Raw genomic sequence first — 23,356 nt, 5'->3', positions numbered from 1 at the left:
TCCCGGCCCCGATGCCGCACCGATGCCGCTCGGCCTGGAGGTCACCGACCTGCGGGTGTGCCACGCCGGCGGCTCCGGCCCTAGACGGGGCGAGCCTGCGGCTGCCGCCCGGCCGCCGCACCGTCCTCCTCGGCGCCACCGGCTGCGGCGAGTCAACGCTGATCGCGGCACTCACGCGCTTCGCCCGTACGAAGCCGGAAGCATCCGCGCCGGCGGACGCGAGCAGCGGGAGATTGCAGGTGCCGACGCCCGCCTTGTGATCACGGGCATGACCCAGAACGCGCACGTCTTCCACGCCACGATCCGCGCCAACCTGCTCCTGGCCCGGCCCGATGCCACGAAGGCCGACCTGCGCGCAGCGGCCCGATGCCACGGACGCCGACCTGCGCGCAGCGGCCCACAGGGTCCAGCTCCTGGACTGGCTCGAGTCATCTTCCCCGAGCGCTGGGATACCCGCCTCGGCGGGGACGGCGCCACGGTGTCGGGCGGCGAGCGCGGGCACCTGCTCAACCGAGCCAGCCTGGCCGCACGCGCCCGGACTCGTACGCCCACACCACCAACTGTGCCCGGTCGCGCAGGTTCAGTTTGGCCAGGATCCGGGTGATGTGGGTCTTTACTGTGGCGGAGCTGATCACCAGCATCGCCGCGATCTCCTCGTTGGACCGGCCGGTCGCGACGAGGTCGGCGATCTCGCTTTCGCGCCGGGTCAACCCGTCTGATGCCGTTGACGGCACGGAGGCGGCTGCGCGGGCCGCGAACTCCGCGATAAGCCGGCGCGTCACCGCCGGGGCGAGCAGCGCGTCGCCGCGCGCCACCACCCGGACACCGTGGATCAACTCGACCGGCTCGGTGTCCTTCACCAGGAAGCCGCTGGCACCAGCCCGCAACGCGCCGTAGACATACTCGTCGAGATCAAAGGTGGTAAGGATGACCACTTTCACTGCGGCGAGGCGGGCATCGGCGACGATCTGCGTGGTTGCCTCGATACCGTCCAGCACGGGCATCCGTACGTCCATCAGCACCACGTCAGGTCGCTCGCGCAGCGAAAGGCGGACGGCTTCCGCCCCGTCGGCGGCCTCGGCCACGACCTCGATACCCTGCCCGCTGCTGAGGATCGAGCGGAATCCGGCCCGGACCAGGGTCTGGTCGTCGGCGATCAGGACCCGAATCACGTCCGCGACTCTCGCGCTGGGCCCGTCGGTAGCCAGGCATGTACCCGGAAACCACCGCCCGGATCCGGCACAGCGGTCAGCCGGCCACCCACCGCAGCAGCGCGCTCGGTCATGCCGCGGATGCCGTTGCCGGAACGGATCCGGCTCGCATCGACCGGGCCCCTACCGTTGTCCGTGATCTCCACCTCCATTCCGGTTCCGGTCCGGCGGAGGTCCACAGTGATCTGGGTAGCTTGGGCGTGCCGCAGGGCGTTGGTCAGTGACTCCTGCACGATCCTGTATCCGGCGAGGTCGACGGCCGGCGGTAGCTGGCCTGGAGGGTCGCCGGTGAGCTGTACCCGCAGACCGGCGGTGTGGGCGTATGCGACCAGATCAGCCACCCTGGTCAGGGATGGCGTCGACGGTTCGGTGCCGGGTTGGTCCACCTGGCGCAACACGCCGAGCACGGTTCGCATCTCGCGGAGAGCCTCCTTGCTGGCATCACGGATCGCTTCCAGGGCGGCGAACGCGGAGTCGGGGTCAGGTCGGTGCAGTGCGGCATTGGCCTGCACATTGATCAGCGAAATCTGGTGGGCTGCCACATCGTGCAGGTCGCGGGCGATGCGCAGCCGCTCCTCGGTCGCCCGGCGGCGTGCCTCGTCCTCGCGGGACCGTTCCGCTTCGCTGGCCCGACGTTCGGCGGCGGCGAGCCGCTCCTGCCGGTTGCGCGTCACCTCGCCGAGCGTTACAGCGGCAAGGAGAACCACTCCCAGCCCGAAAACGCTCTGCGGCTGCCTGGACCGTGCGGCCCGATCGTCACCGAAGTTGCTGACGGCCAGGAACGCCACGAGGATCGCGGCCACCGAGACGACCGCCGCGGGGCGGCGGCAGCGACGGGCGACGCCGGCCAACGCCACGAGCAGGGCAAGGCCCATCGGTGAGTCCGGGTACCCACCCGGGTAGTACACGACCGCGCAGCCGGCCGCGACCGCCAGCGCGAACAGCGGGCGGCGATGTCGCACGACCAGGGCCGCGCCGCTGAGCGCGGTGAGCATCCAGCCCACCGGCCACATCGGCCGACCGGACGGGGCGTCGGACGCCGCCACCCAGACGACGTCCAACGCGACGATGGCAGCCGGCACGGCCACCTCGCGCACCGCCGCCCACTGGAGGATTCGCATATCGGTCACCGTATGCGGCTCCGTGAACGGTGTCGGCAGATTTTCATCGAGCTTCCGGTCAGGCCTCCGATCGGGGTGCCGCCGACGGTCGTGACGATCTGCGCCGTCGTCACCCCCCGTCCGTTGTCCAGGAGCGATACACCGGCGATCAGCCCGACGATCAGCCCGAGCGCGGCCATGGCGGCAATTTTCGTCACGGGTCACCCTCTCTCCCAGGCTCCGAACTATGCCTGAACGCCGGTCGTTAACCGTCGGACCAGGGAATGAGTTCGACGTGCGCAAAAAGCGCAGCCACCGTCGCACCTGCTACGACCTGCGTTGTACGCGATCACCTTCGTGTCCGTATAAGCGCAGCTCACGGCGGTCCGGGACTTCCCCGATGCACTCGAAGGCAAACGCCGTGCAGGATGGAGCGGCGAGCCCGGCGAAACGGCTCACGGTCCCGCATTCGAGGGCTGCTGCGGACAGGCCGATGAATGGGCAGACCGAAGATCGGGAAAAGGTCGAGGAATGGAGCCCGACACATGAAACGGCGAAGCGTACTGCTGATCGGCGCCCTGTCCGGGCTGGCCGCCACCACCGGCTCCTGCTCATCGGATTGGGAGGGACCGAATGATCCCGAGTTCACCAACCGGCTGCGGATCCCTCCGCTGGCCGATCCCCAGCCGACCGCCGGAGTCAAACGTTTCTCGCTCGATCTGCTGGCGGACAGACGCTCGGAGTTTCTGCCCGGCTTGACGACGAAGACCTGGGGCATCAACGGGTCGTACCTCGGGCCGACCGTACGGGTTGCTCGGGGCGACCGAGTCCAGATGGCAGTGACGAACCGGCTCAACGAGGCGACGACCCTGCATTGGCACGGCATGCGCCTGCCGGCCAAGATGGATGGCGGCCCGCACCAGATGATCGCCCCAGGCGCCACCTGGCGTCCTGAGTGGACGATCAACCAAGCAGCTGCCACCACCTGGTTCCACCCCCACCTGCACGAGAAAACCGCCATGCACGTGTACCGAGGGTTGGCCGGGCTCCTCCTGATCGACGACCCGAACGGCCCCAACCTGCCGAGCGACTACGGCGTGGACGACGTGCCTTTGATCATCCAGGACAAGCGGTTCGACCGCGACGGCGCGCTCAACACGGGTGGCGTCAACAGCGGCACCTTCGGGTTCCTCGGCAATCAGATTTTGGTCAATGGTACCTACGCCCCCTTCTTTCAGGTGCGGACCGAGTTGGTGCGGTTTCGGCTACTCAACGCCTCCAACGCCCGGGTGTACCGGCTCGGTTTCGCAGACGGCCGCCAGTTCCAGGTGATCGCCACCGACCTCGGACTACTGGAGCGGCCGGTGACCGTGGACCGGGTGAAGCTCAGCCCAGGGGAGCGGGCGGAAATCGTTGTCAGGTTCACCACCGGGGAGCAGGCCATGCTGGATTCCCGAGGTGAGAACGAAAAGCAGGCCAACGACATCGAGGAAGAAGACTTCCAACTGCTGAAGCTGATCGCCGCCGCCCCCCTGACCGGCTCGGCGCCGCTGCCGGATGCGCTCGGCGGCGACCCGGCCGAGGCACCGCCGGCCGGCGCACACAGGCGTACGTTCGTGCTGTCCGGCTCCGAGATCAACGGAAAGGACATGGACATGACTCGAATCGACGAGGTGGTGCCGGCCGGCGCCCACGAAATCTGGGAAATTGACAACACGACGTACGCGCACAACTTCCACATCCACGAAGTGCCGTTCCGCATCCTGGAGATCAACGGCGCCGCGCCACCCGCGTACCAACAAGGGCCCAAGGACACCGTCTTCATCCCGAAGAACGCGAAGGTGCGGCTGTCCGCACGGTTCGGCACCTACACCGACCCGGTCTCGCCCTACATGTACCACTGCCACATCCTGCGCCACGAGGACAAGGGCATGATGGGCCAGTTCGTCGTCGTAGAGCCCGGCACCGAGGACCGGGTACCGCGCACCATCGGCAGCGGCCACGACCACGACTGACGGAGGGTGGGCGCCGGATGCCGTGGACCCGTGGCGTTGAGCAGTAGTTGCACCATGGCGCGGATCACGCGTGCGGACCCGGTGACGTCCAGGGCTTGGACGGAGGCCTAGAGCCCTACATCGTCAGGGCAGTCGATCCGCGAGCGTGGCAGGATCGGCCGCGGTGACGGCGCGGGCCAGCTCTTCGAACTGCGCCCTGTGAGGAAGGTGACCGTGCCGGCGCTGATCTGATCGGCCCAGCCGCACATCGTGACGGCGGTCCCGGTCTCGATGCCTTCCACTGTGGCGAGGACGACGAAATGCGTTTCCGGTAGGTCAACTGGTACGGCCGGCTTCCTCGGTCGGTGTGACGCGAGTGTCACCACCGACCCTCGCCCCCAGCCGACGGTGCCGCCCCGCCAACAGGGGGCACCAGCCCAGGTCAGCGTCCGCCACCACACCCGCAGCGACCTCCGACAAAAGATCGACATGACTATGGTGGACAACCGCCTACTGCCGACCGCCGCTCAGCCACGCTGCGGTGGAAGGCGTGCGCCCACCGGTTGCCACGCCAAGGTTACCGAACCACCCGCCGCCGAGGGCGACGACAGCATGGAGGACGTCAACGACCACGAGGACGACCAGGGAGCCGACGACGACGCGGGCAGCGGGCAAGCCGGTGAACAGCACGCAAATTCGATCTTGCGTCGGTTTCGTCCCGTGTGGCGAGATCGTAGAGTCGGCACTGGATGATCTTTGAGATCAATTTACATGAGAGCCGTAGGGAACATCCGACAAGGGGAGCCCGCGTGTCACGCAGCGTACGTACAATCCTGGCCGGTCTGACGGCGACCGCGGCGGTCACCGCGTCCACGCTGGCCGTCGCGTCTCCGGCCCAGGCCGCCACCCACTACAACATCATGAACTACAAGAGTGCACTGTGCATGTCCGTCGGCGGCGGCGGCAGCCTGGCCAACGGCGCCCAAATCATCCAATGGGGCTGTCCCTTCCCCGGCGACAGCACGCCGGAACGTTTCTGGCACTGGTCTGGCTCGCGCATCATCAACGACAAGAGCGGCAAGTGCCTGTCCGTCGCGGGCGGCGGCAGCACCGCCAACGGCGCCGCGATCATCCAATGGACCTGCAACGGCGGAGCCGAGCAGAGCTGGCGCAGCAGCGGCGGCTACCTGATCAACGGCAAGAGCGGCAAGGTGGTTTCCGTCGAAGGCGGCGGCAGCGTCGACGTGGGCGCACGCCTGATTCAGTGGAGCATGACGGGCGGCCAAGAGCAGGGCTGGGATTTCCAGGCCATCTACATCGACGGCTGACTGGCGGCCACGGGGCTGGCGCCGCCTGACCGCGGCGCTGAACCCGGTGTTTGACTGGTCTTCGAACGATCATGGTCCTCGAACGCCAACTGCACGGCGTACGGCTGCGGTTCACGCGGGCGGATCGGGCGTGGCTGGCCGCCCTGCTGCACCCGCTGCCACGCGACGTGCTGCGCCGTCCGCGGCTGCTGGTCCGCCCCGAGCCGAGTTGCGCTGGCACCGGGACCTGATCGCCCGCCGGCACGCCCAGCGGCCAGGGCTCAACCGCGGCGACGCCCGCCTGTCACCGCCGGCGGCGATCGCCTGTACGACGGCTCGCCAGGAGGAGAAGAAGGGCGAGCAAGGACACGCAGGCCACGAGGAGCAGAAGCGCGCCGCCGCCGGCCCGGCTCTTGTCCGACGTCTCAGCCATCGTGCCGGTGATCCAGGCATGGAGATTGTCGGTTCGGGTGCTGAAGTCGGGACCGCGGTGGGGACAGGGCGGTCCAGTGCTGACCAGGGCCACCAGCTCTCGTGTCCTGCCAGGCCGATCGCGGAAATACGGTCCGCCGGAGTCGTGCGGGCACGGGCTGGTGTCCTGGCGGGGGGCCTGGCCCGACGTCTCGATCAGGGTGTCGCCGATCGCGACGACGATGAACTGGCCGGTCTGCAATCGCGTCGTGGGGACGATAGGGCCACCGCCGGTGGACAGGCCGTAGCCCGTCAGCCGAAGTGTCTCGCCCACCGCCGGAGGCCCGGTACCGATCTTCAGCGGTGCTATGCCGGTGACCGCGGTGCGGAGTTCGGCGAGAGCAACGTCGGCGGTATCGGCCTGGCGCACCGCGACGACCTCGATTTCTTGCCCGTCTCGCCCCCGGAGGTCCGTGCGCCCGATCGTCGCGGTGGTACGGCGAGCCACGGTGCGACCGACCCGTTGGCCGTTGACGTCTCGGAAGCAGTGCCCGGCGGTGATCACCCAACGCGGCGCAATCAACGCGCCGGAGCACCAACTGTCCCGGGTGCCGCCGCCGGGGGTTGGCAGGCCCGTCGCGGTGAGCAGAACCGAGAACCGGTAGTCGCCATCGGGCGTGTCCTCCCCGTACGCGATAGCTGCCGCGCCAGGTGCCCACAAAGGAATGACAGCTACGATCACCAGGAGAGCTATAAAGCTGTTTGTCATGATTTTGCGCAAGGAGCACCACCGGAAACAACAGGGCGGGCAGGGACCGAACCATGATCGAGGCCTGCCGGTCAGCAGGGCGTCAGTGGCGTCCTTATGCATCCTTTATCCGCGCTGTGCGAACCTGTCGGGCGGTGAGCGAGAGCGAGGGACGCGGCGTGCGGGTGCTGGTGGCGGACGACGAGCGGCTGCTGGCCGACACGGTGGCCGAAGGACTGCGCCGGCTGTCCATGGCGGTCGACGTGGTGTACGACGGGGACAGCGCCCTGGAACGGGTCGGCGTCAACCAGTACGACGTAGCCGTCGTCGACCGGGACATGCCGGGGCAGACCGGCGACGAGGTGTGCCGCTCGATCGTCGGCTCCGGCGCAGGTACCCGGGTACTTCTGCTGACCGCCGCAGCCGGGATCCGCGACCGCGTCGAGGGTCTCGGCCTCGGCGCGGACGACTACCTGACCAAGCCGTTCGCGTTCGCCGAACTCGTCGCCCGGGTGCAGGCCCTGTCCCGGCGTTCGGGCGCCGCGCTGCCACCGGTGCTGGACAGCAACGGAATCATGCTCGATGTCACGCGGCACACGGCCGTTCGCGACGGGCGGGTGCTGGCGTTGTCGCCCAAGGAGTTCGCCGTTCTCCACGTCCTGATGCGGGCCGGCGGCCGGGTGGTCAGCGCCGAGGACCTGTTGGAAAAGGCCTGGGACGAACACGCCGACCCGTTCACCAACTCGGTCCGCATGACCATCATGACGCTGCGGCGGAAGCTGGGCCATCCCGAGGTGATCCACACAGTGCCACGCGCGGGCTATCGTCTCGGGTCATGAACGTCCGGTCACCGGGCCGACGGATCCTCCTGCTGTGCGGCGTCCTTCTCGTCGCGGGCCAGTCCGTGCCGCTGATCGCGGAGCACCTACTCGGGTGGTGGCGCGAGTTCGGACCCGACTGGTGCGTCGTCCCGGTGGGCCGCGCGCCGGACAGGAACGCCTCGTTCGTCTGTGTGCAGGTCTTCCGGCGCCCCAGTACGCCCATGGCGGCGACCCTGGTGCTCGTGCTGGCGCTCCTGCTGACCGCCGCGTACCCGGTGGTGCGATGGTGCCTACGGCCGGTCCGCGACCTGGCCCGTGGCATGGAGAACGTCGGACCGCAGAACCTGGGCCACCGGCTGCATCCGGGCCCGGGTCGCGACGAGCTGACTGAGCTCGGCCGTGCGATCGACGAGATGATGGACCGGATAGCCGTCGGGTACGAGGCACAGCGCAGGTTCGCTGCGGACGCCTCTCATGAGTTACGCACCCCCCTTGCGGTCCAGCGGACGCTGATCGAGGTCGGCATGGCCGAAAGCCTGACAGCCGATCAGCTCGGCCTCCTCACGACCCAGTTGCTGAAGACGAATGAGCGCAACGAGCGCCTGATCGAAGGGCTGTTGGTGCTCAGCGAGAGCGACCGGGGCCTGGTCGTCCGGGCGCCGCAGCGGCTGGACCGGATCGTCGCCACGGTGCTCGACGCCCACCGGGCACGCGCGGCCGAGGCCAAAGTGGCGATCACCAGCACCCTGCGGCCACGGGTGGTGCTCGGCGAGCAGGTGTTGCTGGAGCGGCTAATCACCAACCTGGTGCAGAATGCCCTGAAGTACAACCGGACGGACGGCACCATCGACGTACAGGTTGGTGACGATCCGGCCTTGGTCGTGTCGAACACCGGAGACGACGTGCCGCCCGAGGCGGTTCCCGCACTGTTCGAGCCCTTCCGGCGCCGGTCCGGCGCCCGCATCGACCACAGCGGCGGGGCCGGCCTCGGGCTGGCGATTGCCCGCTCGATCACCCGTGCTCACGACGGCATCATCGCGGCGTCGTCCACCGGCCGCGACGGCCTGCGCATCCAGGTGTCACTTCCCGCAGCGTCGTCGAAGGACGTCACGGCCTGAGTGGGAACCAGTGCTCTGGACGGGACCAGCAGATGCCGCCAAGAGCCGGGGACAACGCCGACATGCGGCCGGAGCCCTCCGGCCGCCGTAAACGCGGAACCCGCTGATCAACCCTCGCCCATCGGGCGGCTTGCCCGGGAGACAGGAACCCTTCTCTTGCTCCCAGGCGGGCCATTATCCGGAGCGACCCCGCCTCGAGCACGGCGGACGGCGAGTGCCGCCCCTTGCTCAATAGGGCGGTTCGAAGATCATTAGGTTGATCTATGCGTGACGCCCGGTTGAGGGCCTTTCAGCGGGTTCGCTATCGGTAGCCGGTCGATGTCGGAGAATGTGAGTCGTGATCGTGACCGCCGGGTGGCTGCGGCGTTAGCCCGGTCACGGGTGATCGGAGACCGCATCCCAGCGATGTCACCGACGAGCAGTGGGCTCTGATCGGCCCGTTCCTGCAGGCATGGAAGGCCAACGACGTGGGGAGCGACCCGGTCGGCTTGCCGACCGGTACTACGGTTTCGTATAGTCCGATCTCGTGACTTACTTGTCTGCAGCCTCCGAAGAGTCGGCGTTGGTCGCTCTGCAGCGCGCGACCCATGCCACCTTGCAGATCCTTACCGCGAGGCTGGTCGACCTCGATCTGACGGCCTCCGAGATCAATGCTCTGGCCATCCTCTCGGACGGTCGTGGCCGCACGATCTCTGAACTGGGAGCCGCCGCCGGCACCCGGCCGACCACGCTGACCAGCGTGCTGGACCGGCTGGAGCGGCGCGGCCACATCACGCGCGGCGCCCGCCCGGGCGACCGCCGGGTCGTGGTCATCGAGCTGACCGCCGCGGGCCGTCTGGCCGCCGGCACCATCCGGCAGACTTTGGCCGAGCTGGAAGAGCGCGCCCTCGCCGACCTGCCCGCAGAGTCGATCGCCGGCTTCCACACCGTCCTGCGCGCGTTGACAGAGGTGCCCGCGTGACCCCGACTAACTTTCACGCCCTCGAACCCGCATTGCTTTTCGACGAGCTGATGGCCGAGGTGAACGCTGCCACCGAACGCTTCGACCACCGCGCCCACCTGCACTTGACCTGGCTGGCGGTCCGCAGCGTCGGCATGCCGGCCGCCATCAGCCTGGTCAGCGACGGCATCCAGCGCACCGCCCGCTATGCCGGAGCCCCGCAGAAATACCACGCCACCGTCAGCCGGGCCTGGGTGGAACTGGTGGCCCACCACACCGCCGACTGCGCCGCCGGGGACTTCGCCGTATTCATCGACCGGCATCGCACACTGCTCGACAAACGCCTGCTCACCCGCTTCTACACGGCAGCGACCTTGGCCAGCACGCAAGCCCGCACCGGCTGGGTCGAGCCCGACCTCGCCCCCTTTCCCTGGCAGATCATCGACCAGGAGCAGTCCGAAGACAGCGATCGAACCACCACATGACGCAGGCCACACGAAGTGGACGAACCGCCGGTCGGGCCTGGGCTCGTGGGGCCCCGGCCCATCCCGTCCTGTCCGGCACCTCCCACGCCCACCTGAGCGAGTTGACCAAAGAACTCGCACCGAAGTGGGAGGCCGCACGTGAATCAGCCCTGCACCAATGACGCGGTGACAACCGGCGCGGGAGTGTCAAGTTACGGACCAGGTGTTCGTGGTTTGGCCGGGCGAGCGATAGCTGATGTCATCAAAGAGTGGCCCTGGTGGCCCATTGCTCTTTCTGCCCGTATGCGATCGCTCAGTTAAACGCTTGAGCTGGCATGTCATCACGCGCTACCAGCCCCCTATCAAATCCAGCAGCGAACCTGAAACGAAGGCGGCCAAAGCTACCCATCGCAGAGGTCGAGCGTCTCCTCTGTTACCTGCGATCTTCAATGCAGCTTCCGATAATCCGAGCCATGCCTCGGTTTCGACCGATAGAAGCGCTGTCATGAATCGGGGCGTGTTCAGGGCTGCGCCTACGGAGAAGGCCGCGAAGCCGATGGCAAGGGCCGAAACAACCAAGCTGGCAGCTGGACGCATGCCACTGAGGAAGAAGGTCAGGCCAGCCGTGACGCCGAAGAGAATTGGCAGCCGCAACAGTTCGTGTTGGTGGTCGATACACAGCGGCATTAACCAACAGTGGCGCATCCAGGACGCCGGCTCCGGCTACATCCGGTTGATCGCCCGACACAGCGGCAAGTGCCTCGCGGTGCAGAACGCGGTTACCGGCGACGGCGCACAGGTCGTGCAGTCGACCTGCGGCACCGCCACCAGCCACTGGCGGCGCACCGGGTTCTGACGCGACGCTGCGGCGCCGACCGGCATCGCGTCCGGGTCCGGCCGGCGCCGCGTACCGCCGAGGCTTCGATCACCACGTACACGGTGACATTCCTCGATGTGAGCGCTAACCTTTTTTCGAACTCGTCCCCCACGGAGTTGGAGGCCGCATGTCCTCGCGAATCAACCGACGGCGACTGTTCCAGGCCGCCGGGGCGGCGGCCGTCGCGGCTACCGGCGTCGCCGTCAGCGGTGGGAATGCCCAGGCGGCCCTGGCGCCGGTGCGGCCGGACATCGGTGTGTCGGCGTACCCGTTCGACCTCGGTCAGGTGCGGCTTACGGCCAGCCGGTGGCTGGACAACCAGAACCGCACGCTTGCCTACCTGCGGTTCGTCGACGTCAACCGGCTGCTGTACAACTTTCGGGCCAATCACCGGTTGTCGACCAACGGGGCCGCCGCCAACGGCGGCTGGGACGCGCCGAGCTTCCCGTTCCGCACGCACATGCAGGGACACTTCCTGACGGCGTGGGCGCAGGCGTACGCCGTGACGGGGGACACCACCTGCCGGGACAAGGCCAACCAGATGGTGGCCGAGTTGGCCAAGTGCCAGGCGAACAACGGCGCCGCCGGGTTCAACACCGGGTACCTGTGCGGCTTCCCCGAGTCCGAATTCACCGCACTCGAGGCGCGCACCCTGTCCAACGGCAACGTGCCCTACTACGCCATTCACAAGACCCTGGCCGGCCTGCTGGACGTGTGGCGGCACCTCGGCAACACGCAGGCCCGCGATGTGCTGTTGAGACTCGCGGGGTGGGTCGACTGGCGCACCGGCCGGCTAACCAGTCAGCAGATGCAGGCGATGTTGGGCACCGAGTTCGGCGGCATGAACGCCGTGCTGGCGGACCTTTACCAGCAGACGGGCGACGCCCGATGGCTGACCGCGGCCCAGCGTTTCGACCACGCCGCGGTGTTCAACCCGCTGGCCGCCAATCAGGACCAGCTCAACGGGCTGCATGCCAACACGCAGGTGCCCAAGTGGATCGGTGCGGCCCGCGAATACAAGGCCACCGGCACCACGCGTTACCGGGACATCGCGACGAATGCCTGGAACATTACGATCAACGCCCACACGTACGTCATCGGTGGCAACAGCCAGGCCGAACACTTCCGCCCCCCGAACGCCATCGCCGCGTACCTGAACAAGGACACGTGCGAAAGCTGCAACACCTTCAACATGCTCAAGCTAACCCGGGAGCTGTACGCGCTCGACCCGAACCGGGTCGCGCTGTTCGACTACTACGAGCGCGCCTGGCTGAACCAGATGATTGGCCAGCAGAACCCGGCCAGCGGCCACGGGCACATCACCTACTTCACCCCCCTCAACCCGGGCGGCCGCCGCGGCGTGGGTCCGGCGTGGGGCGGTGGCACCTGGAGCACCGACTACAACAGCTTCTGGTGCTGCCAGGGCACGGGCCTGGAGATGAACACCGCACTGGTGGACTCCATCTACTTCCACAACGGCACCACGCTGACCGTGAACATGTTCCTGCCGTCGGTGCTCAATTGGTCGCAGCGTGGAATCACGGTCACCCAGACCACCTCCTATCCGGTCAGCGACACCACGACCCTGCAGGTCACCGGAGACGCCAGCGGAACCTGGTCGATGCGCATCCGCATCCCGAGCTGGACCATCGGGGCCACGATCAGCGTCAACGGCACGGCGCAGAACGTCGCCACCACACCCGGCAGCTACGCCACCGTGACCCGCTCCTGGACCTCGGGCGACACCGTCACTGTCCGCCTGCCCATGCAGGTCATCATGCGGGCGGTCAACGACAACGCGGACGTTGCCGCGGTCACCTACGGCCCGGTGGTCCTGTCCGGCAACTACGGCAACACCTCGCTGTCGGGCCTGCCGACGCTGATCCCTGGCTCGGTGACCCGGACCAACAGCTCGTCGCTCGCCTTCACGGCGACGGCCAACGGGTCCACGGTCAACCTGGGCCCGTTCTACGACGCGCACGGGCACAACTACACGGTCTACTGGAACGCCAGCGGCCAGTCCGGCAACCCGACTTACCGCCTGGTCAACGCGGCCAGCGGGCTCGTGCTGGGCATCGAGAACATGTCCACCGCCGACGGCGGCCGCGCGCTGCAATGGAACGACACCGGCACCGCCGACCACAACTGGGAAATGGTCACCGACGGGAACGCGGTCCGGTTCCGTAACGCGCACAGCCGCAAGGTGCTCGGCGTTCGTGACATGTCCACCGCGGATGGCGCGCACGTCCTCCAGTGGGCCGACAACGGCACCGCCGACCATCGCTGGGTCCTGCTGGACCAGGGCGACGGTACCTACAAGATCCGCAATGGGCACTCCGGCAAGCTGCTCGGCATCGCGGGCAACTCCACCGCCGTCGGGGCGTACGCCGTCCAGGAATCGGACAACGGCACGGCCGACAACCGTTGGCGGGTCGTCCGCAACGGCTAGCTTGATCTTTAACCTGTGCGTCGTGGCCTCGGGTTATTCGAGGTCTTCGTTTTCTTGGTGCTGCTGTTCGGCTTGTTGCTGGTGGCGGCTGTGACGATTGGACGTCGTGGCGGGCTGCTCGGTGGCGGTTGGGGTGTCCGGGCGGTCGTCCGGGGCCTGGTCGGCTGGGTTTCGGTGCGGCGGCGGAGCAGCCGGCTTTGGTGCGTAGGTGCCGAAACGCGCGGCGGACGCGGGCAGGTGAGAGCAGTTCGGGTGGTGTGGGGCGTTCCCAGGGCCGGCGGAGGTCGCCTGCGGCGGTGCGGGCCAACCGGAGTTGGGTGTAGGCGGCCAGCACCAGCCAGGTCCAGCGGTCGGCCGCGTGCGGGTCGCGCAGCTTCGGGCTGGTCCAGCCGAGGGTCTGTTTGAGCATGCGGAAGGTGTGTTCGATGTCGAAGCGGCGCAGGAACACCTGCCAGAGCAGGTCGACCTCGGCGGTGGTGGCGGCGGGTTGGGACCATGCCTGAGCCGTGCAAGGCGCGAATCACGCCACGCGCCGGCCTGTCCGTCGGCACGTCCAGCGTGGCTGGTAGGGACACGTCGCCAGCATCGATGAACAGCTCCACGCGGGTGAGTCAATCAGCCGCAGGTGAAGGCGCCGTTACCAACCGGGGTGGTGTGGTACGGGCAGCACGGTTGAGACCTGAGTTGGCTCACGGTGCCGCGCTCGTGAGGCCCGCGTCGCGTTCACCTGCGGTGATGCCTGCAGGTGGGGCTGTTTTTACGCACTAACCGAATGAGTCAACTGGGTCTGACCGCCCAGTTGTCTGGCGGCCTCAGAGCCGCAGCAGCCCCGCGGCGAGCGACTCACGCAATCCGGCGGGCGGCTCCTGGTAGCCCTCGTCCCACAGCGCACCGGGAAAGCCGCCGGCCACGAACGCAGTGTTGAGATCGTCGACGAACCAGATCGCGGGCCCCACCTTCCCGTCGATTCCGGGGCCGGGCAGGTCGATGCCGTAGGGCGCGTCGCCGCTGATGTTCGCCTTGTGGAGCTCGTCGGGCGCGTAGTCGAGCTGGAACGGGATGCCGGCGTCCCGGCGCGCGGTGTCCCTGAGGTACGCGGCGTGCTCGGCCTCGTAGTAGGAGCGCGAGCCGCCCCGCTCGGCCCACTCGAGCTGCACCACCAACGGGTCCGCGAGCACGCTGGCCGGCCAACCCGGCAATTCCCCGACGAGCCACACATCGCCCACCTGCCGGATCCACGCGCTGATCGTCATCGGGAACGGCGCGAACGTCACCTCCAGCCAGTCGGCCAGCGCGGGCGCGCCCGGCGACGGGGGAACGTGGGCGCGACACGGCGTCCCCTCGTCGTCGTTCTCCTCCGCACGGAAGCCCCGCGCCTGCAGCCGCTCAACGAGCGTCTCGACGTTCCTGCGGGCACGGTCGGCGAACTCGCGCGCCACCGCCTCGGCGTCCTCGCGGTACGGGGCGTCGAAGACCCGTAGGCCAAGACCGCGCAGGTCGCGCCATACGTCGTCGGGATCACCGGACACGTACCGCGCGTGGAAGCTCGCCATTGCCACCATCCTTGCAGAGAGCCACCAGCGTCAGCGGCGAGGTCTCGGTTGCCGACTCAGCTGGCGATCCGCAACGTCATCAAGCAGCCGCGGCCGCTGCGCTCGGCGACTATCGCGATCAATGGCACGTCACAGACCTTCGCCCCGCCATCCCCGCCGAGAAGCAGGCCATCCTCGAGGATCCACGCCCGCAAAGTCACGCACTAATCAATCAGCCGCAGGCGAGGGTGCCGTTACCAACCGGGGTGGTGTGGTATGGGCAGCACGGTTGAGAGCCCATTACGGGTTTGGCCCTCCACGGACCGAAGTGCACTGTCATCGGAACGTCCGGGACCGAAGCCGATCATCAACAGGTGACGCAGCGAAGCGATCGGATTGCGGCATGTCCGTGCGCCTGATCTGTATGACGTGCGGCCGGACTTTGGTAGCGCCCGGGTCGGACAGGGCTCGCCGAACCGCCGATCGCCCACCTCGTCCAGGCCCTGCAGGCCTACCCCATGGACGCTCGTATCGATGCCAGCGCCCTGCGGCACCTGTGCGGCTGGAAGAGCCGCAAACACCAGGCGAGGGATGTCGCCAAAGTCCCGGCAGAGCTACGGGTGCGCCTGCTGACGGCAGCGAGGGAGTCCGGCGACGACGACAAACGCCGCCGGGCGGAGCGATGGCTGAGCGCACCTTCGGGACGCCAGTTACGGTAACTACTCGCCCAGCCACGCCGAACCGCCCCAACACATGCCCGCCGCAGAGTTCGGTCACGTCTCCGCCTGCGACACGGCATGCGCTGATCTAGGCACGTCCGGAGAACTGGTGACCAGCACCGCCGTCACCCACGGTCCGGACGGACGACCGCAGGCGGGAAGAGCCGCTGTCCGCTTCGACCCAGGCACGGTCAGCCATCGATGTGGACCGAGTCTCCGACTGCGATATGGCCTGGTTCGACGGTTGTGCCGTAGACACCGAGGGATACCTGGCGATGCCGGGCGATCGCCCGCAGGACGGTCGGATCACGCACCGCGGTCGCGGGATTAACGTTGACGACAGCACAACGCTGGTCGCGCGCATCAACACGCATCCGCATCCGACCCACGCGCAGCACACGGCCGACCCAGGCGTCCTCGGGGAAGGCAGTTCGATCAGCCGCATCGATGACCAGGTTCGGACGGAAGCGCAGGACATCGAGTTCCGTACCGACCAACGTGCTGACGCCGGCGACGGACTGGGTCGTGATCACCGACAACGGCATGGCATCGAAAATCCCGCGGTCCTGCTTGATCACCCGGATGCCGTTGCCCAGCTCGTTCGCCAGCGCTGGATCGACCACGTCGAACGTCTCACCGGACGGCGTACGCACCATGGTGCTCGATGTGTCGGGTCGGTCCGGTTCCACGAACCACGGCTGGTACCGCACCATGCCCGGACGCCGCGAGATCGTCAGCCAGGGAGTACCGCTGCGGACCTGACCATCCCGGATGAATGCCCACCGACGGTCACCAGCCAGACCGTGCCAGGAGACATGAACCTCACGCAGCCCTTCCGGGCCCATGGACTTGACCGGGAAACGCCACAGCCCCGCCACCCGACCCAGCAGCCGACGGCGCTCGCCACCCGACTCATCTGGTCCTGCATCAACAACGGTCACAGCCACCTCCAGAATCGGAGGCGCCCTTGAGGTCACACCGAAGTGGAGCGTGGCGGACACCGTCCGTCGCAGCGCCTCTCCACCCGGCCCCGCCGACAAGCGGCATGACAGCCGCGCCAGCAGGCGAATGGGCTCACTCTCGCATGCCCGATCCCGGTCGGCAACACCCCTTGTCGCAAAGACGGCCATCCGCATCCACAGCTGTGCGCCGCAGAGGAACGTCGTGACCCGGTACGACTTCGCAGCATCCACTCCAGGACGCAAACCAACACGAGGCCGGCGACACCTGACGGCAGGGCTCCGGCAAGGTAGCGGTATGACCGTTGTGAGTGGTTGGGGGCAGACGCGCCGGGTCATGACGGATAGGGACGGGCGCGGCCTTTCGGTGATCATCCAGGTGTCGAAGCTGGGAAGATCAAGAAGGACCACGCCCGTTGGGATCATCATCGCTGATTGACGTGTTGGCTGCGCACGCGGACCGACTGGACGAGCGGTTGCTGGTAGAGCGCCGGTCGAGCCTGGTCACGGCGTTGACGGCAGTACCGGACCGGCGAGACCCGCGCGGTGTCGTGCACGCGCTTCCCGCGGTTCTGGCCACGGCCGTGGCGGCGGTGCTGACCGGTGCCCGCTCCGCGGCGGCAGTCGCGGAATGGGCCGCTGACGCACCGCAGCATGTCCTGGCCGAGCTGGACGTGTTCCGGGATCCGTTCACCGAAGTGCGTCGGGCTCCGGATGAGTCCACCTTCCGGCGGATCCTGGCCGGTGTCGACGCCGATGCCCTGGACGACACGGTCGGGCGATGAAGCCTCGCGTGCCGAGCTGCGGCGGACAGCGGACGGCGGGTGTACAGCGTGGACGGCAAGACCCTGCGAGGCAGCGGCCAGGCCGGCATCCAGGTGCATCTGCTCGCCGTTCTGGACCAGCACACCGGGACAGTCCTGGGCCAAGTCGACGTCGACGGCAAGACGAACGAGCTGACCCGCTTCCAGCCGCTGCTGAGCGCACTCGACCTGGCCTCAGCCGTCGTCACTGCTAACGCCCTGCATACCCAGTGTGAGCATGCCCGCTGGCTGGTCGACGACAGGAAGGCTGCCTATGTCCTTACCGTGAAGAAGAACCAGCCGCGGCTGTATCGCCAGCTCAAAACGCTGCCCCGGGCGAGGATCCCGATCCAGGACGAGACCAGCACCCGCGGCCACGGCCGCTACGACATCCGCCGCCTGCAAGCCGTCACCTGCACCGGGCCGCTCGCGCTGGACTTCCCGCACGCCGTGCAAGCACGACGGATCCGGCGCCGGCGGCTGAACCTGACCACCGGCCGCTGGTCCACCGTCACCGTCTACGCCATCACCAACCTGACCGCAGCCCAGGCCAGCCCGGCTGACCTGGCGGACTGGCTGCGCGGACACTGGGCCATCGAAACTCTGCACCACATCCGCGACACCACCTACACCGAAGACGCCAGCCACATCCGTACCGGCAACACACACCCAGTGTCATGGCGACCCTGCGCAACACCGCGATCAGCCTGCTCCGGCTGACCGGCACCACAACCATCGCCCCAGCCCCACGCCACAACAGCAGAAACCCCTACCGGCCACTCCGACTACTCGGAATCTCCTGAAACGGTCATATGGCTACCTTGCCGGAGCCCTGCACCTGACGGTCATGCAACGGTGGGGACGAGTGCGTTGACGGAGCGTCGCTCAACACTAGAGACCGGCTCACCATGAATGACGAGCCCATCGCGGCTACCTGTTGACTGGTGGTACGACCGCAGCCCGGCCAGGCTTGGTCGAGGTGACCGGTGGGGTCGCTCTCATCGCGGCTGCCCACCGCATGTTGGTGTGGCTCTCATCTGGCGTGCGTCCCGCCGGTCACCGCGGCGGTGAGAGGCTCAAGAGGGGACTGCCCGGCTCAAGGTAGCGCTGCCCTCCCGTCGACGTTGCATCGTCGGATCGAGGGAGGACACGATGGCCCAGGTCATTATCGGCGTGGACCCGCACAAGCGTTCCGCTACCATCGAGATCATCAACGCTCGGGAGAAGTCGCTTGGGCAGGGCCGGTTCGGCACCGACCGCGACGGCTACCAGGCCATGCTCGCCGCCGGCCGCAGGCACAAGGACCGCCTGTGGGCGGTCGAGGGCTGCAACGGTATCGGCCGGCACGTCGCTCAACGCCTGGTCGCTGACGGCGAGACCGTCGTGGACGTTCCCGCGAAGCTGTCCGCCCGGGCCCGGGTGTTCGCCACCGGCCAGGGCCGCAAGACCGACCCGGTCGACGCCCGCAGCGTCGCTGTGGTCGCCCTGCGCACCGAAGGTCTGCGGCAGGTCGTCACCGACGACACCACAGTCGCGTTACGGCTGCTGGTCGATCGTCGTGACCAGCTCGGCCGCGCCCGCACCGACGTGGTCTGCCGGCTGCACCAGCTGCTACTCGAACTGGTGCCCGGCGGCGCGAAGAAGGACCTGTCCGCCCAGCAGGCCCGCGCCCTGCTGGGCACCGTGCGCCCACGCGACGTGGTCGGCAAGACCCGCCGCCGGCTGGCTTGCGAGCTGATCGGCGAACTCGCCGTCATCGACAAGAAGATCAAAACCGCGAAACAGGAGCTCACCGACCTGGTCAACAGCACCGGAAGCCGGCTGATGAACCTGACCGGTATCGGACCGTCCGGTGCGGCCCGCCTAATCGGCGACATCGCCGACATCGCCCGGTTCACCAGCCGCGCCCACTTCGCCTCGTGGAACGGCACCGCACCGATCGACGCCTCGTCCGGCGAGCAGAACCGGCACCGGCTCTCCAGAGCCGGGAACCGGCTCTCCAGAGCCGGGAACCGGCGCATCAACCGGGCACTGCACATCATGGCCATCGTCCAGCTACGCCGTGACACCGAAGGACGCCGCTACTACCGGCGCAGACTGGCCGCCGGCAAGACCCCGATGGAGGCCCTCCGGGCACTGAAACGGCGCCTGTCCGACATCGTCTACCGACAGATGATCGCCGACGCGAAGCTGGTCAGGACGGGCCCGGGAGGACACACGGGGGCGACTCTGCAATCCAGCGCGGCCGACCCGAACCCCGAGATCGACACTTCGGAAAAGTCACTTCCCGGACCCGCCACACCCCAGCCTAGAACAACCCTCGCCGCCGCCTCTTGACACAGAGGGGTGCCAGATCCGCGCAGCTGATCTTGAACTGGTGACACAACGCCTGCCGGTCGGCTGGCCCAACAACCAGTACGCGCAGATGGCCGGGGTGGAGTCAGGTCAGCTCGTGGCCTGTGGTGCTGTCGACGTGATCGGGAATAGCGCCGTCGTGGCGGTCGCCGGTAGTGGCGGTGCCGGTGGGTTCGAACATCAGGATGGCACCGCCCGGTGATGACGGCTTGTGTTCGGTTCCTTTGGGCACGACGAAGACGTTACCCGGCGCGAGGGTCACCGATCGCTCGGTACCATCGGCGTCACGCAGCGCGATGTCGAACCGGCCGTCGAGGCCGAGGAAGAACTCGTCGGTGTCGTCGTGCACGTGCCAGATGTGCTCGCCTCGGGTGTGTGCGACTCGGACGTCGTAGTCATTGACCCGCGCGACGATCCGGGGGCTGTAGATCTGATCGAAGGAGGCTAGCGCCTCGGTGAGGTTCACGGGTTTGCGCATGCGTCGAGCGTGCCGGGCTCGGGGCCGCGGGTCTTGTACGTTCTTGATGTGAGCGAGCCGTTGCCCGAGTCGTGCCGGGTCGTTGCTTGGCGACCGGCTGTCGCCGGAATCGCGGAGGTCTTCCACGCCCAGATCGCGGACTACCGGTACCCCAAGCATTGTCACGAGACATGGACTGTCCTGATCGTTGATCACGGCGCCATCCGGTACGACCTCGACACGCGTCACCACGGCGCCGTCGCGGAGACGGTCAGCGTCCTGCCGCCCGGCGTGATCCACAACGGGTACCCCGCGGAACGCCTCGGTTCATTCCGCAAACGCAATCTGTACCTGGACAGCGGCTTTCTCCCGCCGGACCTCGTCGGCCGCGCCGTCGACGCCTCCACCTTCCATGACGCGGGCCTGCGGGCAGCCATTAGCGCGCTGCACGACCGCCTCGCCGCACCCGACCCACTCGATGTCGAAGCACAACTTGCGCTGATCGCCGAGCGGTTCCGACAGCGGCTGCGACGACGCCCGCTGACCGTCCATGAGCCGGAGCCCGCCCTCGCTGACCAGCTCCGGCAGTATCTCGACGGCCACATCGCCGACAACGTCACGCTTGACCAGGCCGCGCGGCTGCTGGGCCGCAGCGTGCCCCATCTCGTACGAAGCTTCACCAAGCGGTACAGCATCTCCCCCCACGCGTATGTCGTTGCGAAGCGCATCGAGGCAGCGCGGAACCTGCTGCTGCAAGGCATGCCGGCGGCGCAGGTCGCGACCGACGTTGGCTTTCACGACCAAGCCCACCTCACGCGCCACTTCAAGCGGCACATCTCGGTCACATCAGCGCGTTATGCCGCCAGCGCCGACAAGGGACCGCAGCATACGAGGGCGCCGCGTGTCGCTGGTGTTCGACATTGACGGTCACCCCGACCGGTGGCGGCTCAGCTTCACTATCTCAGTTAGCCGGTCCACACAAACTCACTGGCTCAGCAGACTCCGAACGGACCCACCGTGCGCATCCGCTCATCGGCTAAAGCAGAACGTCTGCGCCAGCGAGGCTCTGCTACTGGCGGTGATGGGCGCACTGGCTGGGTTGCGCACTCTATCTGCGGCATGAGCGAATGCCCTGCTCACCCGTCGGTATCGCGTACCGGCGGGTGAGCTGACGATCTACCGGCCCGGCAGGGTCAGCGCGTAGGTCAGCCCGCGTCGTACCCAGGTGGCCAGGTCGGAACGCGTGGCGCAGGCCTGCTCGGCCACTGTTATCCAGCCCCGCAAGGGCCGACCGTGCATCACCATCGTGGCGGCACCGGGTTCGGCGAGCATTGCCTGGTGCTCGGCCCGGTCGACCCGCACCATGAGGCCTCCGCCGTTGAGCGCGACGACGGCCATGTGGCCGTGCACCAACCAGGCGAGCCCACCGAACATCCGCTTCTCGGTCACGCCCGACTGGTCGGCGATGATTTCCCGCACCCGACCGGCCAGTTCTTCATCGAACGCCATCGTCGACCTGCCGGCGCCGGAACTCCTCGAACGGCAAGCGGTCGAAGATGAACCGGTTGTAGACGATCTTTCCCTCCCGCACCGTGACACACTCCGCCGCCGGTGCGCTCTTGGCCGGGACCGTTTCGGTGTCGTACATGAGCATGGCCGTCTTCTCATCTCCGAACGCGGCGATCATCTCCGCGCGGATCAGAAACTGCTCGGCGAAGGGCCCGAGAAACTCGCGGTAGGCCTGGATGCCGGTGAGCCGCCCGGCTGGGGCGTCAAGCACAACGTCGTCCGCGATGAAGGCCATCGCCGCCTCAAGGTCCTTGCTCGTCCACGCGCGGTGGTGGGCCAAAGCGATCTGCAATGCTGGGCTGGTCATGATCTCTCCTTCTGGTGTCGCCTGTTACGACACCGACGACCCACGAAACGGAACGGCTGTGACGCAGGTCACGTTCGAGGATCTGGTAGCGGAGCACCGGCGCGAGTTGCTGGTGCACTGCTACCGCCTGCTGGGCTCGGTGACCGATGCCGAGGACGTGCTGCAGGAGGCGCTGCTGGCAGCCTGGCGCGGCCTGGACGGATTCCAGGGCCGCGCGTCACGGCGGTCCTGGCTGTACCGGATCGCCACCAACCGCTGCCTCAACGCGCTGCGCACTCGGGGCCGACGCGTCCCGCCCGAGCCCCAGCCGCCGTTCCAGCCGCCGGAGCCCAGCCGCCGCGGTGACCTGACGTGGCTGCAGCCCTATCCGGACGCACTCCTGGAGCACCTGCCCGACACCGATCGAAGCCCGGAGGCCCGCTACACCGCCCGGGAAGCGATCGAGCTCGCGTTCATCGCAGCGCTGCAGCGACTCACGCCCCGGCAGGCCGCCGTACTGGTGCTCTGCGACGTGCTCGGGTACCCGCTCGGTGAGGTCGCATCGATGCTGCACACCACACCGACCGCCATCAAGGGTCTGCTGCAGCGGGCGCGCGGCGCGATCGAACGGCACCGCGACGCGGCCGGAACGCCACCGGCGGCCGGGTCGGCGAGGGAACGCCAGGTGGTCAAACGCTTCGCCGAAGCCTTCGCCGGCGACGATTTCGACACCCTGGTCAGTCTGCTCACCGATGAGGCATGGCTGGCCATGCCGCCCGCCCCACACGAGTACCACGGCGTGGCGGCGATCATCTCGTTCCTGCGGACCAGCGCCGCCTGGCGCGCCGGCCAAGGGCTGCGCATGCGGCTGCGCCCCACCCGCATGAACGGGCAACCCGCGTTCGTCTGCCATCTTGTCGACGACGCCACCCAACGACCCGGCGGGCTCATGGTGCTCACGCTGGCCGGCGCCCACCTCCGCGGCATGACCCTGTTCCTCCACGACATCTGAGCCAGCCCGGCGCCCTCGCGGGCCGCTCGACGGCTACGCCTGCGGCAAATGCACAAGTACAGTGTTGAGGGTCAAGATCGGGTGCACTGATCTCGGCAGATCAGTGCGCGGACGACTGACCCGCGCCGCAACCTCCCTCACCCACAGGTAGCGGCTCGTGGGCAGGTGGCTGGTCGACTCGGAGCCGCTTGCGCCGCGGTCGACGCCCGGCGTCGGCCGGCCCC

Annotated in this window: 24 protein-coding genes and 1 pseudogene; 14 read left to right on the top strand and 11 right to left on the bottom strand. The window is 67.9% G+C overall.

Features of this window, described 5'->3' with window-relative positions:
* The 4 genes from E1193_RS33220 to E1193_RS17040 all read right to left on the bottom strand — a co-directional run.
* Nucleotides 1–295 (bottom strand): hypothetical protein (locus E1193_RS33220; protein ID WP_243707743.1); only part of this gene is annotated, 295 nt, incomplete at its 3' end.
* Between the two features lie 211 nt (nucleotides 296–506).
* Complete coding sequence (locus E1193_RS17050) at nucleotides 507–1,172, bottom strand: response regulator transcription factor (RefSeq protein ID WP_132184175.1); 666 nt, start codon at nucleotides 1,170–1,172, stop codon at nucleotides 507–509.
* Nucleotides 1,169–2,332, bottom strand: a complete 1,164-nt coding sequence (locus E1193_RS17045; RefSeq protein WP_207922736.1) for a sensor histidine kinase — start codon at nucleotides 2,330–2,332, stop codon at nucleotides 1,169–1,171. The genes E1193_RS17050 and E1193_RS17045 overlap by 4 nt, the downstream gene beginning before the upstream one ends.
* Nucleotides 2,333–2,337: 5 nt before the next feature.
* A complete protein-coding gene (locus tag E1193_RS17040) occupies nucleotides 2,338–2,529 on the bottom strand; it encodes a hypothetical protein (RefSeq protein ID WP_132184174.1) in 192 nt (63 codons plus the stop codon).
* A 327-nt stretch (nucleotides 2,530–2,856) separates the two neighbouring features.
* Between E1193_RS17040 and E1193_RS17035 the strand changes: the two genes are divergently transcribed.
* From E1193_RS17035 to E1193_RS17025, 3 genes are all read left to right on the top strand, one after another.
* The gene (locus E1193_RS17035) at nucleotides 2,857–4,326 is read left to right on the top strand and encodes a multicopper oxidase domain-containing protein (RefSeq protein WP_132184173.1); all 1,470 of its coding nucleotides are present in this window, start codon (nucleotides 2,857–2,859) and stop codon (nucleotides 4,324–4,326) included.
* A 728-nt stretch (nucleotides 4,327–5,054) separates the two neighbouring features.
* Entirely contained in the window at nucleotides 5,055–5,633 is a 579-nt protein-coding gene (locus E1193_RS17030; protein WP_132184172.1) for an RICIN domain-containing protein, read from the top strand.
* A gap of 71 nt (nucleotides 5,634–5,704) precedes the next feature.
* Nucleotides 5,705–5,863, top strand: a complete 159-nt coding sequence (locus tag E1193_RS17025) for a hypothetical protein (protein WP_165945761.1) — start codon at nucleotides 5,705–5,707, stop codon at nucleotides 5,861–5,863.
* A 53-nt stretch (nucleotides 5,864–5,916) separates the two neighbouring features.
* Here E1193_RS17025 and E1193_RS17020 read toward each other — a convergent pair whose 3' ends face one another.
* On the bottom strand, nucleotides 5,917–6,804 hold the full coding sequence (locus E1193_RS17020; protein WP_243707742.1) for a S1 family peptidase: 888 nt from the start codon (nucleotides 6,802–6,804) through the stop codon (nucleotides 5,917–5,919).
* A gap of 146 nt (nucleotides 6,805–6,950) precedes the next feature.
* On the opposite strand from E1193_RS17020, the gene E1193_RS17015 reads away from it, so the two are divergent.
* The 6 genes from E1193_RS17015 to E1193_RS16985 all read left to right on the top strand — a co-directional run bounded on the left by E1193_RS17015 (nucleotide 6,951) and on the right by E1193_RS16985 (nucleotide 13,440).
* A complete protein-coding gene (locus tag E1193_RS17015; RefSeq protein WP_132184179.1) occupies nucleotides 6,951–7,610 on the top strand; it encodes a response regulator transcription factor in 660 nt (219 codons plus the stop codon).
* Nucleotides 7,607–8,710 (top strand): HAMP domain-containing sensor histidine kinase, encoded by a 1,104-nt coding sequence (locus E1193_RS17010; RefSeq protein ID WP_132184170.1) that lies wholly within the window; start codon nucleotides 7,607–7,609, stop codon nucleotides 8,708–8,710. The genes E1193_RS17015 and E1193_RS17010 overlap by 4 nt, the downstream gene beginning before the upstream one ends.
* A gap of 562 nt (nucleotides 8,711–9,272) precedes the next feature.
* Nucleotides 9,273–9,671: a MarR family transcriptional regulator gene (locus E1193_RS17000; RefSeq protein ID WP_132184169.1), complete on the top strand. Its 399-nt coding sequence runs from the start codon at nucleotides 9,273–9,275 to the stop codon at nucleotides 9,669–9,671.
* Nucleotides 9,668–10,135, top strand: coding sequence for a hypothetical protein (locus E1193_RS16995; RefSeq protein ID WP_243707741.1), 468 nt, complete (start codon nucleotides 9,668–9,670; stop codon nucleotides 10,133–10,135). The genes E1193_RS17000 and E1193_RS16995 overlap by 4 nt, the downstream gene beginning before the upstream one ends.
* A 265-nt stretch (nucleotides 10,136–10,400) precedes the next feature.
* A complete protein-coding gene (locus E1193_RS16990; protein WP_243707740.1) occupies nucleotides 10,401–10,970 on the top strand; it encodes an RICIN domain-containing protein in 570 nt (189 codons plus the stop codon).
* 148 nt (nucleotides 10,971–11,118) lie between these two features.
* Nucleotides 11,119–13,440, top strand: a complete 2,322-nt coding sequence (locus E1193_RS16985) for a beta-L-arabinofuranosidase domain-containing protein (protein WP_132184167.1) — start codon at nucleotides 11,119–11,121, stop codon at nucleotides 13,438–13,440.
* 8 nt (nucleotides 13,441–13,448) lie between these two features.
* Here E1193_RS16985 and E1193_RS33990 read toward each other — a convergent pair.
* The 3 genes and pseudogenes from E1193_RS33990 to E1193_RS16970 all read right to left on the bottom strand — a co-directional run.
* Nucleotides 13,449–13,921: pseudogene (locus E1193_RS33990) on the bottom strand (transposase); the annotation flags it as partial.
* 331 nt (nucleotides 13,922–14,252) lie between these two features.
* Complete coding sequence (locus tag E1193_RS31935; protein WP_165945760.1) at nucleotides 14,253–14,993, bottom strand: hypothetical protein; 741 nt, start codon at nucleotides 14,991–14,993, stop codon at nucleotides 14,253–14,255.
* An 889-nt stretch (nucleotides 14,994–15,882) separates the two neighbouring features.
* Nucleotides 15,883–16,884, bottom strand: coding sequence for an MOSC domain-containing protein (locus E1193_RS16970; RefSeq protein ID WP_207922735.1), 1,002 nt, complete (start codon nucleotides 16,882–16,884; stop codon nucleotides 15,883–15,885).
* A gap of 206 nt (nucleotides 16,885–17,090) precedes the next feature.
* Between E1193_RS16970 and E1193_RS33215 the strand changes: the two genes are divergently transcribed.
* The 3 genes from E1193_RS33215 (at nucleotide 17,091) to E1193_RS16960 (ending at nucleotide 19,790) form a co-directional block, all read left to right on the top strand.
* Nucleotides 17,091–17,435 (top strand): transposase family protein, encoded by a 345-nt coding sequence (locus E1193_RS33215; RefSeq protein WP_243707739.1) that lies wholly within the window; start codon nucleotides 17,091–17,093, stop codon nucleotides 17,433–17,435.
* Nucleotides 17,436–17,483: 48 nt separating this feature from the next.
* Complete coding sequence (locus E1193_RS33210) at nucleotides 17,484–18,173, top strand: ISAs1 family transposase (protein ID WP_243707738.1); 690 nt, start codon at nucleotides 17,484–17,486, stop codon at nucleotides 18,171–18,173.
* Nucleotides 18,174–18,605: 432 nt separating this feature from the next.
* Nucleotides 18,606–19,790 (top strand): IS110 family transposase, encoded by a 1,185-nt coding sequence (locus E1193_RS16960; RefSeq protein WP_132184166.1) that lies wholly within the window; start codon nucleotides 18,606–18,608, stop codon nucleotides 19,788–19,790.
* 103 nt (nucleotides 19,791–19,893) lie between these two features.
* Here the strand turns inward: E1193_RS16960 and E1193_RS16955 are convergent, their stop codons facing one another.
* Nucleotides 19,894–20,274: a cupin domain-containing protein gene (locus E1193_RS16955; protein ID WP_243707737.1), complete on the bottom strand. Its 381-nt coding sequence runs from the start codon at nucleotides 20,272–20,274 to the stop codon at nucleotides 19,894–19,896.
* A gap of 60 nt (nucleotides 20,275–20,334) precedes the next feature.
* Here E1193_RS16955 and E1193_RS16950 point away from each other — a divergent pair, with 60 nt between their 5' ends.
* Nucleotides 20,335–21,189: an AraC family transcriptional regulator gene (locus E1193_RS16950; protein ID WP_243707736.1), complete on the top strand. Its 855-nt coding sequence runs from the start codon at nucleotides 20,335–20,337 to the stop codon at nucleotides 21,187–21,189.
* Nucleotides 21,190–21,441: 252 nt separating this feature from the next.
* Here E1193_RS16950 and E1193_RS16945 read toward each other — a convergent pair whose 3' ends face one another.
* Nucleotides 21,442–21,774, bottom strand: coding sequence for a TfoX/Sxy family protein (locus E1193_RS16945; RefSeq protein ID WP_132184164.1), 333 nt, complete (start codon nucleotides 21,772–21,774; stop codon nucleotides 21,442–21,444).
* Nucleotides 21,761–22,141, bottom strand: a complete 381-nt coding sequence (locus E1193_RS16940) for a nuclear transport factor 2 family protein (RefSeq protein ID WP_132184163.1) — start codon at nucleotides 22,139–22,141, stop codon at nucleotides 21,761–21,763. The genes E1193_RS16945 and E1193_RS16940 overlap by 14 nt, the downstream gene beginning before the upstream one ends.
* Nucleotides 22,142–22,199: 58 nt before the next feature.
* On the opposite strand from E1193_RS16940, the gene E1193_RS16935 reads away from it, so the two are divergent.
* Nucleotides 22,200–23,132 (top strand): RNA polymerase subunit sigma-70, encoded by a 933-nt coding sequence (locus E1193_RS16935; protein WP_243707735.1) that lies wholly within the window; start codon nucleotides 22,200–22,202, stop codon nucleotides 23,130–23,132.
* Nucleotides 23,133–23,356 lie beyond the last annotated feature (224 nt).

This window comes from Micromonospora sp. KC606, from assembly GCF_004348675.1.
Classification (GTDB): Bacteria; Actinomycetota; Actinomycetes; order Mycobacteriales; family Micromonosporaceae; genus Micromonospora.
This window is presented reverse-complemented; position numbering and strand designations above follow the sequence as displayed.